This is a genomic window from Paenibacillus sp. R-74696, from assembly GCF_055814915.1.
In genome coordinates, this window is sequence record NZ_JBPULM010000037.1 from 30,469 (window position 1) to 43,999 (window position 13,531).

Genomic DNA, 13,531 nt, shown 5'->3' on the forward strand with positions numbered 1-13,531 from the left:
TATGATTGGTGTACGAATGCAGCTTGCTTGCGTACATCAATCATTAGGAGGGATTTTTGCCATGGGCGTTTCCCGCAAAACACTGGCCCGCGAGCAGAACCAAACCGCTTATTTGTTTCTGCTGCCGTGGCTGATCGGTTTTTTCTGTCTGACCGCTGGGCCGATGCTCGGCTCGCTGTACCTGTCCATGACCAAGTACAATTTGCTGTCCCCGCCATCCTGGATCGGGATGGATAACTATGTACAAATTTTTACGAATGACAGCACATTTACCGGCTCGTTATGGCTCACCTTCAAGTATGTATTCATTTCCGTGCCGCTCAGGCTGGCTTTTGCACTGCTTGTAGCTATGGCGCTCAATAAGGGCATCCGGGCACTGGGCATTTATCGGACGATTTATTATATCCCTTCCCTGCTTGGCGGCAGTGTTGCTATCGCTATCGTATGGCGGCAAATTTTTGACGGTACGGGAGTGGTAAATAAGGCGCTTGCCTGGATCGGCATTAAAGGGCCGTCGTGGATCGCCCACCCGGATTACATTGTGTATACGATTGTGACGCTGTCGGTGTGGCAGTTCGGCTCAGCAATGGTTATCTTTCTGGCGGGGCTAAAGCAAATTCCCGCAGACCTCTACGAAGCGTCCCAAGTGGACGGAGCGAGGAAGTGGAACCAGTTCGTCAGCATTACGCTGCCGATTCTGACGCCGGTTATTTTTTTCAACCTCATTATGAGTGTCATTCATTCTTTTCAGGCGTTTACACCCGCCTTCGTCATCGGTGACGGCCGCGGCGGGCCGCTGGATGCGACGATGTTTTATACGCTGTACTTGTATTTGAAGGGCTTCTCCTTCTTCGATATGGGCTATGCCTCAGCGCTCGCCTGGATCATGCTGCTCATTATCGGATTGCTGACGGCGATTATATTCATCACCTCGAAATATTGGGTGTTTTATGGGGACAACAAGGACGGGAGGTAAGCGTAAAAGATGACACACCGTATAAAATATGGACAAGTACTGAGGCATGTGCCGATCATCGTCATGGGTCTGCTGATGATCTATCCCGTTCTATGGCTGATCAGCAGCTCCTTCAAGCCGAACCAGCTTATCTTCTCTGATCCGGGCATCTGGCCAAGCTCGTTTACGCTGGAAAATTACGTGAATGGCTGGCGCGGCTTTCAAGGCATCAGCTTCAGCCGTTTTTTCGCCAATTCCTTTGCGATATCGCTCACGAGCGTGCTTGGAAATGCGATTACCTGCTCGCTTGCTGCTTTTGCTTTTGCCAGATTGACCTTTAAGTTCAGCAAGCTGTGGTTCTCGCTAATGCTCGTCACCATTATGCTGCCTTACCATGTGACGCTGGTGCCGCAATACGTCATTTTCAACGAGCTGCAATGGATTAATACGTATTATCCGCTAGTGCTGCCGAAATGGTTCGCGACGGACTCGTTTTTCATTTTGCTCATGGTTCAGTTTATCCGGGGTATTCCGCGCGAGCTTGATGAAAGCGCGACGATTGACGGCTGCAGCCAAAAGCAAATTTATTTTCGCATCATTCTCCCGCTGCTCGTTCCCGCACTGATTACGACGGCGATCTTTACGTTTATATGGACATGGGATGATTTTTTCAGCCAAATGATTTATTTAAGCGATATTCGGCTGTTCACCGTCCAGCTTGGCATTCGGGCACTGTTTGATCCATCGGGCTCATCGGATTGGGGTGCGCTGCTGGCGATGTCCGCCTTATCCCTGCTCCCCATTACGGTGGTTTTCCTGACGTTCCAGCGTTATTTTCTGGAGGGGATTGCTACAACAGGCTTAAAGTAGCGAGTGAGGCCATCCAGCATCCGAAAAAATTGCAAATGAACTGCCGAAATAATGAAAGGCCTGGCGGGCGAGGTTTACAGTAAGATGGCGTTGTAAGCGTTTTATACGAACAAAAATATCGAAATTGGGGGAGATTGGCATGAAGCGGCGTATTCTATTTTCAATGCTGGCAGCATTAATGGTAATTGTGACGGCATGCTCGGGAGGTACGGGAGCAGGAGGAACGGCATCCGGCACTAATGGAGGCAAAACAGATGGAACGGGCAATGGCAGTGGCGGTAAAGGACAGGAGCAGGTAGAGCTGCGCATAATGTGGTGGGGCGACCAGGGGCGGGCAGACCGTACAAACCAGGTGCTGGAGCTATTTCAGAAAAAATACCCGAATATTAAGGTACAGGGCGAGTTCGCGCCTTCATCCGGCTATTTTGACAAGCTGAATACCCAGCTCGCATCGGGTACACCGGCGGATGTTTTTTTCCTCGGCGGCAACGTTGTCGATTATGCCAATAAAGGAGTTTTGCTGGAGCTCGACCCGTATGTAGGCAGCGAGCTCGATTTGACCGATATGGATGAATCGATGGTGGAATACGGTACACTGGGCGGTAAGCTGCTTCATATATCTGCAGGGGCGAATGCGAGAGGCATCCTGATTAACACGAAGCTGTTCGAGCAAGCGGGCATTCCGGTGCCTCAGGATGGCTGGAGCTGGGACGACTACGCCGCAATCAGCAAGGAGCTGTCTGAAAAGCTGGGCGATGGCGTATATGGTACCTACAATTTTACGGTAGATGGCATGGATATTGCCCTTAAGCAAAATGGCGCGCAGCTTTACAATATGGCAGAAGGCAAACCAGGCTTTACAGAAGAGCAGGCGCTGAGCTGGTTTAAATACTGGGAGGCAACAACAGCGGGCGGCGGTGTCGTGACACCGGAGCTTGCGGTATCGAACCCGCCGAGCGATCCAAGCAAATCGTTAATCATAACGGGAAAGGTAGCGATGAGCCTTATTCCGTCCAACCAGTTCGCCGCTTATCAAGGCTTGACCGAGGACACGCTGACGATGGTGCAGCTGCCTAGAGGTCCGAAAGGAACGGGCGTCGTTTTCGAGTCCAGCCAAGGACTGTCAGGCTATGCAAAAACAGAGCACCCGAAGGAAGTGGCGATGCTGGTCAACTTCTTCATTAATGATTCAGAGGCAGCCAAGGTGCTCGGCAATGATCGCGGCGTTCCTGTTACATCCAAAAATAGAGAGGCGCTGCAGGCTGAAGCAAGCGATGCAGACCGCATCGTCTACGACTACACGAGCCGTGTTTCGGAAGCGACAAAAACGGAGCCTTTCGCGGTCAGCTACAATCCTCCTGGCTTCGCCGAATTTTCCAAGCTGGCGGAGACGACAGTTCAGGAAATCGGTTTTGGCCGCAAAAAGGTGGAGCAGGCGGTTGCCGACTTCTACAACGGCACGCTGCAAATTTTTGCGAAAAATCAATAAGCAATGAAGTGCATAGGCGAAGGACTCGCTAACCTTCTAATTGCAATTTAAATAAGTGGTAAGCAGGCTGCCTAACGGCAGCCTGCTGCTGTCAGAGCAAGCGGAAGGCAGTGGGGACGCCAAGTCTGAGAATGTGAGTATGCCAAGTCCAAGCATTCATACAATCAAACATGGGAACAGCACACGGATAATCATTAATGAGGAGAAAGCGAGGCGGAATTTATGAGGGAACAGCTGCTGGAGCGGCTCAGGAGCAAGTCTGTGCAGCAAATTTTTGGACAGCGGGGCGAGGATAAGGGCAAGGCTTCCGATCAGCCGTTGAAAAGTGAATGGGAGGCCGGAGGCGTGAAATTTGCTGCGGCTGAAGGGAGGCTGGAGGGCGTACATGAGGAGGCTATGCGCCGCTTGCTGGATTGTATCGTGCCGACGGGGAGTAATCCGGAGCCGATTTTGCATGAGGGTGGCGTCTACTTAGGGTGCTGGCTGGAAAGCACGGGTACGATTAACGCAGAGCTGCTGTCCCGGTTTATACCTTCTGTATCGGAGACGACTTATCTCTCCTTTGCGGCGTTTCAGCGGGAGGATGGCCTGCTTCCGTACAAAATAACGGAAAATGGGCCGTCTTACCGGCAAATTCAACTGGTGACGCCGCTTGCCCGCAGCGTCTGGAATCATTACGCGCTGCATGGGCGTGACAAGACATTTTTGAAAACGATGTATGACGCTATGTCCCGTTATGACGACTGGCTGGCGGCTCACCGCAATACGAGAGGGACGGGCTGCGTAGAAGCGTTTAGCACCTTCGATACGGGCCATGATTTGTCGCCCCGCTTCTGGCATGTGCCAGATACGCCGCATTTGGGAGATGCCGCGCTTTGTCAGCCGGATTCGCCGATTTTGCCATTTTTGGCTCCTGATTTGACGGCAAACGTATACTGCCAGCGGCAGTATTTGGCTGTAATAGCAGAGGAGCTGGGGCTTTCCTCGGAGCAATGGAAACGGAAGGCGGAGGCCTCGCTTGCAAGCCTGTTCAAATATTGCTTTGACGAAGCGGACCATTTCTTCTATGATCGCGACCGCCAGGATGAGCTGGTTAAGGTCCAGTCGGATGTGCTGCTGCGGGTTATGGCCTGTGAGGTAGGCGACCGCGATTTTTTTGATACGATGCTCAGGCGCTACTTGCTCAATACGAGAAAGTTTTTTGCCAAATTTCCCTTCACGTCCATGGCGATGGATGACCCGCGCTTTGATCCGTTTTCCAGCTATAACAGCTGGGGTGGCCCGTCCAACTTTCTGAGCATCATTCGCGCTCCCCATGCGTTTGAGAAGCATCAGCGTCATGTAGAGCTGACGTGGGTTATGTATCCTCTCGTATCGGCGATGGCCAATATGACGCGGTTTTCACAAGCGCTTAGCCCATGGACTGGGGTGGAGGGCTATACGGAAACGTATTCACCGGCGATTTTGAGTGTACTGGATTATGTGGAGCGGTTGTGCGGTATTTTGCCTACGCCGGATGAAACGCTGTGGTTTACGGGGCTGCTGCCTTATGCGATGGATCATGGCGAGGAGCCGGCGGGCGGCGGTACGGGCTACAGCCGAACGGTGAATGGACAGACGTTTGAGCTGCTCAACATGCGTGAGGAATGCATCATTTATTTGGATGGGCAGGAGCATATGCGTTTCCCGTCCGGCATTCGCGTCGTCACGGATCGGGCTGGCAGGCTGAGCGGCATTATTGGGATGAGCGTAAGGACAATTAAAGGGGCTATTTACTACGATGGAGCGGAGCTCGCTTTGGAGATTAAGGGGAATGAACAGCTTCGTTATACAGATGGGGGGTTAGAAAAGGAGCTTGATATCGGAATGATTTATCCAGCATATGGGTGAATAAAACAGGCAGGAGGTAGTTGGCCCTCATTTTGCAATATAGGTATTCATATAAAGCCACCATATACTCAGGAGTTGCTGCTTTGGCGGCAGCTCTGCAATGAAAACCGGATTTTTAATCAAAAAAGACGGTTTTTTTGCTATTATTTCACAAAAAAGAACGTTAATATCAAGTTGAAAGCGCATTCAACAAATGCGCATTGGCCATTAAACATAGAAGCAAGGAGGGATGAAGGCCTCATAACGAACAGACAGCTTGGGATCGTACAGCAGGATGCGGTATTTTGTAAACGCTTACTTAAAATGAGGGTAAAAACGGATACGCAGTTTAACCGAAAGTCGAATCTTGTTGTGAAACGGACAAGCAAATCATTGGAGAAAATGGGGGGATTTTTTTATATGTTAAGTAGTAAAAAAAGGATGATGTTTCTGCTGCTTGCCGCAGCGGTTTTGTGGACCACTGTTTTGCAGAGTCTGCCGCTTGGCGTTCAGACGGCATACGCAAACGAAGCGGAGCAGCTGGTGAAGAGGTTCGACTTTGGCACAGCTTCAAGTCCAGTTAAGGAAGGCTTTATCGGCGTAAGCGAATCGCAGCTTTATACGGCTGAGGCTGGCTATGGGCTGAGCATCGCGCTGGCATCCCGGAACCGCTCTGGCGGCGATGAGCTGACGAATGATTTTGTCCTCGGCACCTCCTTTTCGTTTTATGCGGATTTGCCTAGTGGCGAATATGATGTCACGGTTTATTCGGGCGATTTGCTGACCGGGACAAGCACGACTAAAACGAATATTGCCTTGGAAGGAGTCGCATCTGGCACGCTGTCTACGCGTCAGGCGGTCATTCATGGCACGTACCGGACAACGGTAAATGACGGGCAGCTTACAGTCGATATTTCGGCAACTACAGGCTACGCTTATTTGAACGGCATCGTCATTGAGCAGGTAGTAGCTGCTGCGCCCGAAGCGCCGAGCGGGCTTGCGGTGAGCCGTGTGACACCGCAGGATGTGACGCTTGCGTGGAGTCAGGCCGCAGATGCGGTTAAATATAAGCTCTATCGCACAGAGGGCACAGCCGCTCCCGTCCTTGCAGGCGAGACAGCAGCGACCTCCTATGTGGATACAACGGTTGTCGAGGGGAGCAGCTATAGCTACATCGTTTCCTCCGTCAATGCTGCCGGGCTGGAGTCGTCCTTAAGTGCCCCTACCGCTGTGGTTACAATACCAGCGCTTGAGGTACCAGCGGCACCAAGCCATCTCAGCATCAGCGCCGTACAATCTTCGGCAGTCGTGCTGGGCTGGACGGTTGTCGAGGGAGCGGAAGGCTACAAGGTGCTGCGTGCCGATACGGCAGCAGGTCCCTTTGTAGAAATTGGCCAATCGGCGGTGCTTGCCTATACAGATGCAGGCGTCGACACGTCTGTACCACAATTTTACACCGTGAAAGCTTTTAACGTGCGCGGGGAGTCGGAAGCCTCTGCTGTTGCAGAGAGCGCTGCCTATGTGCCGCCTACTACGCTGCCGGAAGGCGATACCATTCGCTTCGATTTCGGTTCGGGCGAGCTCGCTGACGGCTATGTCCGTGTAACCGCCGAGACCGCCTATACATCTGTGCTGAAATACGGCTTTACCGACATTTCGAATATCGGTTCAGGCAACCGTGGAACAGCTGATCCGCTGCGTTCAGATTTTGTCACGCCTGCGAGTGGAACCTTTAATGTTGATCTGCCTAATGGCGATTACACCGTTTCGCTCATTGCAGGAGATGCGGCCGAAGCATCCGAAATCGCGATCAAGGCCGAGACCATGCAGAAGGTACAGTTGACCAGCAAAGCAGCTGGCCAATATTTAGAGATGGACTTCCAGCTGGCGCTTGTGGATGGGCAGCTCAATCTTGCATTTACCGGGTCCGCGCCCAAGCTGAATGCTCTTGTCATCAAGAAGCAGCAGGAGCGTCAGGCCGGAGAGCGGCAGACGGTATATCTTGCGGGGGATTCTACCGTTCAAACCTATGATCCCTACTGGGAGCCACAGGCTGGTTGGGGCCAAATGCTGCCGCGCTTCTTCAGCAATGATGTTATTTTCAAAAATCATGCCATTGGCGGACGCAGCTCCAAATCCTTTATTGTAGAGGGCCGTCTTGATGAAGTGCTGCGGACGATTCGTCCAGGCGACTACTTCCTTGTCCAGTTTGGCCACAATGATGCGACGATTAGCATCCCAGAGCGCTATGCTTCGCCCGCTGACTACAAAAACTATTTGAAAACCTACATTAACGGCGCGAGACAGCGCGGTGCGACGCCGATTCTCGTAACACCGATGGGCCGCCGCGATTTCAATGCGGAAACAGGTATTTTTAATGTAAGCTTCCCGGAATATGTACAGGCAATGAAGGATGTGGCGACCGAGCTGAATGTAGAGCTGGTTGATCTGAGTGCGCTCAGCATTGCCTATTACAACTCGATTGGACCGCAAGCTTCCTTGTCCGTGTTCCTCCATGTGGAGCCAGGCATTTATGGCGCTTTCCCGAACGGCTCTGCGGACAATACGCATTTCCAGGAGTATGGGGCGATTCAAATTGCTCGCCTGCTGGCTGGCGGCATTGAACAGCTTCCAGTACCGCTGGCAGACTTTGCCCGCGAAATTGAGCAGCCTGATGCTGTGCCTGATGCACCAGTTAATTTGGCTGCGGGCAGCGTCAGCAATGCCGGTGCGGTGCTGAAGTGGAGCGCTTCGGACAACACCGATATTTATAAAATCTACCGCAAGCTGGCTTCCGAGCCGGAATCGGCCTACGCCATGATTGGCACAGCAACGGTGCCTACCCTAACAATTGGCGGAATGCTGGAGGGCCAATCTTATACGGTGCGGGTAACGGCAGTTAATGGCCGCGGCGAATCGCTGCCTTCCAGTGCAGTGTCCATAACGACTAAATCGGCACAGTACCGTTTCGATTTTGGGCCCGTAGGAGCACCGGTTGCAGCAGGCTATACTGAAATTACGCGCGATGTGCTGTATACACCTGAGCTCGGCTATGGGCTGACGAACAGCACAGGCATGATCGACCGCGACAGAGGTACGGGCACCGATGACCTGCGGCGCGATTTCGTTGCTTATTTCAATGCCAGCTATGAGTTTAAGGTCGATTTGCCGAACGGTTCCTATTCGGTCAAAACGTATACGGGAGACTGGATTGGCTCCACACGCACCAATGTGAATATCGAAGGCGCAGATTATGGCACGATCACTTCCGGCCGCGCTTCTATTGCGGAGCGGGTATTCAATCAAATTGCAGTGAAAGACGGCCAAATGAACCTCGTATTCAGCGGCCAAACGGCCCATTTGAATGGCTTGGAAATTACGCCGCTGCTGCTGGCGCCGACAGGCCTTGCCTTAACGGGCCTTGAGCTGGAGAACGAGCCTGTAACGGCAACTCTTGCATGGAATGCAGTGGACGGTGCCGCGGCGTACCGTGTATACCGGCAGGCTGCTGTAGCTGCAAGCGCTGAGCTTTTGACAGAGACCACTGCACTTAGCTTTGCTGATACCACAGCCGATGTCGGTCTGGATTATGTGTATACGGTGACAGCGGTTGACGATACTGGATTTGAGTCGGTAGGCTCCAATGCGCTTGCCGTGTCGATGGTTGATCCGAATGTGCCGAAGGCGGCCATTCCGACAGGCTTGACGCTTGTGGAAACGAACAAAAACGATCTGACTTTTAACTGGGATGCCGTTGGCAATGCAAAAGTGTTCTATGTTTATCGCGCAGTGAAAACGGATGGCGACTATACGCTGATTGGAAAATCGGCGGAAGCTGTCTACACCGACACTACGGTGCTGACGACGATTCCTTACTACTACAAGGTAGCATCTGTGAATGCGGGCGGTATTTCCGAGCTGTCTCAGAGTCTGGAGACGCCTGCGGTGACCGTATTGTACCGCGATATGGAAAACTTGGACCGTGCTCCGGTCGCAGTGAAGCAAGGCGAGGGCAATTACATCGGCTGGCGAATGCTGGGCCTTGATCCTTCGTCGATCGCATTCAATGTATATCGGGACGGGGTGCAGGTAAATGCCGAGCCAATTACAGGCAGTACGAACCTGCTTGACCCAGCGGGAACGGACAACTCCGTCTACCGGGTAACGACTCTGCTGAACGGCGCAGAAAAGCAGGCGACCGCAGATTTCGGTGTTTGGACGCAATCTTATTTGTCCATTCCGCTGCAAAAGCCTGCCGATGATTATACCAAGGACGGACAGCCATATACGTACAACGCGGGTGATGCCAGTGCCGGCGATCTTGACGGGGACGGGGAGCTGGAAATTGTATTGATGTGGACACCATCCAACAGCAAGGATAATTCCCAGGCGGGTTACACAGGCATCGTCTACTTGGATGCCTACAAAATGGATGGCACACGGCTGTGGCGCATCAATATGGGGCCGAATATCCGCTCCGGCGCACATTATACGCAGTTTATGGTTTATGATCTCGACGGAGACGGACGCGCTGAGGTAACGATGAAAACAGCGGATGGAACGATTGACGGCCTCGGTCGTGTTATTGGTGATCCGAGTGCTGATCATCGCAATAGCAGCGGCTACGTGCTGCTGGGGCAAGAATTTTTGACCGTATTCAATGGTTTGAACGGCGGCGCGCTGGATACCGTTGCCTATGATCCGCCGCGCGGCGATGTCAGCGCCTGGGGCGATGCATACGGAAATCGGGTAGACCGTTTCCTTGCGGGCGTCGCCTATTTGGACGGTGAGCATCCGAGCGTTATTTTCAGCCGTGGTTATTATACAAGAACCGTTCTGGCTGCCTATAACTTCCGTGACGGAAAGCTGACGCAGCAATGGAAATTTGATTCGAATACGGAGGGTTATGGATCGTTTGCCGGTCAGGGCAACCACAACTTGTCAATTGGCGACGTAGACAACGATGGCAAGGATGAAATTACGTTTGGCGCAATGGCGATTGACGATGACGGCAAGCCGCTTTACAACACAGGGCTTGGTCATGGCGATGCTTTGCATTTTGGCGATCTGGACCCTACGCGTCCGGGGCTTGAAGTGTTTGGTGTACACGAGCATACGGATTCCAAATACGGTATGGAGATGCGCGATGCAGCGACGGGAGAAATCCTTTGGGGCGTCTTCACCGGTATAGATACCGGACGCGGACTGTCAGCGGATATTGATCCTAACCATATCGGTGAGGAAATGTGGTCGGCTACAATTACGAATGAGCAGCACATTCCCATCACTGGATTGTACAATGCCCGCGGCGAGTTGATCACAACCAAAATCCCTTCCTCGACCAACTTCGGCGTATGGTGGGATGGCGATTTGCTGCGTGAGCTGCAGGATGGCAATCGGATCGACAAGTGGGATTACACGAATGAAACAACGGTCAACCTGCTTACGGCGACCGGCGCTTCTTCAAACAACTCGACGAAGGCCAATCCGAGCTTGCAGGCCGATCTGTTCGGCGACTGGCGAGAGGAAGTCATGTGGCGTTCTACGGACAGCTCAGAGCTGCGCATTTATACGACGACCGATGTAACGGAGCACCGCATTAGAACGCTAATGCATGATCCGGTATACCGACTTGGTATTGCTTGGCAAAATGTAGCCTATAACCAGCCGCCGCACACTAGCTTCTATTTGGGAGCAGGCATGGAGGAGCCGCCAATGCCGCGCATTCAGTATGTGGGTGCGCCGCAGGAGGAGGATACAACTCCTCCTGTTATTGCAGGGCTTCCGCCGCAGCAGATGACCGAGTCGGACAGCTGGACGGTGGCGGTAACGGCAGAGGACCCGGAATCGGGCATTCGAAGCTTGGCGCTGTCTTTTGACGGCAATTCAGTAGCAAACGGTGAGGTGCTGTCTATGGCGGGACTTGCCGGAACGCATACCTTTACAGCAACAGCGGTCAATGAGGCAGGGCTGCAAGCCACACAAACCGTGGCCATAACCGTGACGGGAGCAGAGAAGGCGACCGGCATCCCGGGTACGCCTGTGCTTTCCGACAATAACGGGCATGACAATGGTCTGCTGGATGGCAGCTATAAAGTGACGATGAACCTGTGGTATGGGCAAAATGGAACGGTATATAAGCTGTACGAGAACGGCGAGCTGATTGAGACGAAAATATTGAGCGACAACTCGCCGTCTGCACAGTCCTCTTCATTCGACATAATAGGCAAAGCAAACGGTACGTATACGTACACCTGCGAGCTAATCAATTCATTCGGTACGACCAGCTGCACCCCTCATACTGTAACGGTTAAGGACGCTTATCCAGGCCAGCCGGTGCTGTCCAATGACAATTGGGATGGGGATGGCAGCTACAAGGTATCAATGAACATGTGGTGGGGAACGAACGCCACGGAATACCGTTTGTATGAAAATGGTACGCTGATTGATACGCAGACACTGGCGGCGAATACGCCTGGCGTGCAAAGCGCATCCACGACAATAACGGACCGCGCTGTAGGCACCTACGCTTACCGCGTCGAGCTATCCAACGATAGCGGGATTACGGAAAGCAGCCAGATGGAGGTTAACGTAACCAAATAGGAAGAGCAGCAGCAGCCTGCCTTGGGCGGATTAATCCGCGCCTGAGGCAGGCTGTAGGCATTGAACAAGGCATACGATAGGATAGCCAGACCAGAAAGTGGGCTTCTCAAATAAGGCGGGGATTAAAACGGCAGGAGAGCTTCATTTTTCATAGGAAGGTGTAGGTCGCTATTCCCTTTGAAATATGGTGATGAAGCTTTAAGCTTAGTAGACCAGATTTAAGATAGGAACAGGAGAACCCATCATGCGCATAGCCCTGCAAATACTAGCTGTCCTTGTTATGATTATCTTTACGATTTCCCTGATTTATCCGAGATTTATGTCGATGTACAAGCGGTGGCAGAAGCTAAGTCTGCTTGTTATTGGCGGCGGAGGATTTTAATGTATCTACACAATCGAAGACGTGGGAGCTGATTGAAAGCCTGTTTGAATAAGAACGTTTAGCAGAATGACCTGTGGTTATTAGACGAGGGTGAGGTTGCGCTTATCGAAGCTACCGGTATATTATCACCGGGCTGCCTATAGGGCAGCTTTTTTTATTTATGTTGACGGCAACATATTTAAATGGTATCTTGTTTTTAATCGAATATGTTGACGACCACATAATTGAAAATGAAATCAGTTCGGTAACACATTTTCCCGCAAGCTTCTCTATATTCAGCAAGGCTCGTTCACATTATAGAAATGTAGGGCAGCCGCATCTTTAGAAACCTAACTGTAAATTTTAATAAATATTGAGTGACAAAGGAGAGATAAGCATGTCTAATAAGTCAATGCAAGTCATTATGGTCAATGAATATGGTGGTCCAAATGTTTTGAAGGTAGAAACGGTTGAACGCCCCCAACCGCAAACGGATGAAGTGCTCGTTCGCATCGTATATGCTACGATTATTCCGCTAGACTATAAAATCCGTAACGGTTGGCTCCAAGAGGTTTTTCCTGTAACCTTCCCCTACATTCCTGGATTTTACGCTTCCGGAGTAGTCGAAGAGGTAGGGCAAGGTGTAACGGATTATAAGCCCGGTGATCGTATTTTTGGCAGTATTAGAGGAGCCTACTCAGAATATGGCATTGCAAAAGCCCAGGAGCTAGTCAAGATGCCCGATATACTCACCTTTGAAGATGCAGCAACGATTAAAGCAGGAGCCGAAACAGCTTGGAAAGCGTTGTTCACTGAAGGCGAACTCCAGTCTGGCCAAACCGTTCTTATTCATGCAGCAGCAGGCGGCGTTGGACAGTTTGCCGTTCAGTTGGCCAAATGGAAGGGAGCGACCGTGATCGCTACGGCTTCAACCTCTAACGTGGACTTCGTCAAGTCTTTGGGGGCGGATCAAGTCATTGATTATACGATGACGGCTTTCGAAGACGTCGTCCAAGAAGTGGATCTGGTCGTCGATTCCATTGGAGGAGAGACCGAAAATCGATCATGGGCCGTTCTTAAGAAGGGAGGGATTCTCGTCTCTTTGACTCAGGCCCCATCGCAAGAGAACGCTCAAAAGCATGGCGTTGCAGCTAAATTTAACACCAAATTCCCAACACACGCGAATCTGCAGACCTTAACCGAATTAATTGCGGGCGGTACGATTAAAGCAGCGATTGATTCCATATTTCCGCTAAATGAAGCTAATAAAGCACTGGAGAAAAGCGAATCAAGACATGGACGCGGAAGAATTTTGCTGCACATAAACTCAATCTAACAACAGCATGTATGAAATAGAAGTTAGGATGATAGTAAAACAAGAAAA

The 13,531-nt window shown here is 51.6% G+C and carries 7 protein-coding genes; all 7 read left to right on the forward strand.

Annotation, left to right across the window (positions count from 1 at the left end):
• Nucleotides 1-61: 61 nt before the first annotated feature.
• The 7 genes from ACSR9A_RS17700 (at nucleotide 62) to ACSR9A_RS17730 (ending at nucleotide 13,483) form a co-directional block, all read left to right on the forward strand.
• Nucleotides 62-976 (forward strand): carbohydrate ABC transporter permease, encoded by a 915-nt coding sequence (locus ACSR9A_RS17700; protein ID WP_473758626.1) that lies wholly within the window; start codon nucleotides 62-64, stop codon nucleotides 974-976.
• A gap of 9 nt (nucleotides 977-985) precedes the next feature.
• Nucleotides 986-1,825 (forward strand): carbohydrate ABC transporter permease, encoded by an 840-nt coding sequence (locus tag ACSR9A_RS17705; protein WP_473758627.1) that lies wholly within the window; start codon nucleotides 986-988, stop codon nucleotides 1,823-1,825.
• Between the two features lie 139 nt (nucleotides 1,826-1,964).
• The gene (locus tag ACSR9A_RS17710; protein ID WP_473758628.1) at nucleotides 1,965-3,314 is read left to right on the forward strand and encodes an ABC transporter substrate-binding protein; all 1,350 of its coding nucleotides are present in this window, start codon (nucleotides 1,965-1,967) and stop codon (nucleotides 3,312-3,314) included.
• 222 nt (nucleotides 3,315-3,536) lie between these two features.
• Nucleotides 3,537-5,204, forward strand: coding sequence for an MGH1-like glycoside hydrolase domain-containing protein (locus ACSR9A_RS17715; protein ID WP_473758629.1), 1,668 nt, complete (start codon nucleotides 3,537-3,539; stop codon nucleotides 5,202-5,204).
• A 399-nt stretch (nucleotides 5,205-5,603) separates the two neighbouring features.
• Nucleotides 5,604-11,786: a rhamnogalacturonan lyase family protein gene (locus tag ACSR9A_RS17720; RefSeq protein ID WP_473758630.1), complete on the forward strand. Its 6,183-nt coding sequence runs from the start codon at nucleotides 5,604-5,606 to the stop codon at nucleotides 11,784-11,786.
• 244 nt (nucleotides 11,787-12,030) lie between these two features.
• Nucleotides 12,031-12,168, forward strand: coding sequence for a hypothetical protein (locus tag ACSR9A_RS17725; protein ID WP_473758631.1), 138 nt, complete (start codon nucleotides 12,031-12,033; stop codon nucleotides 12,166-12,168).
• A 376-nt stretch (nucleotides 12,169-12,544) separates the two neighbouring features.
• Entirely contained in the window at nucleotides 12,545-13,483 is a 939-nt protein-coding gene (locus ACSR9A_RS17730; protein ID WP_473758633.1) for an NADP-dependent oxidoreductase, read from the forward strand.
• Nucleotides 13,484-13,531: the final 48 nt, after the last annotated feature.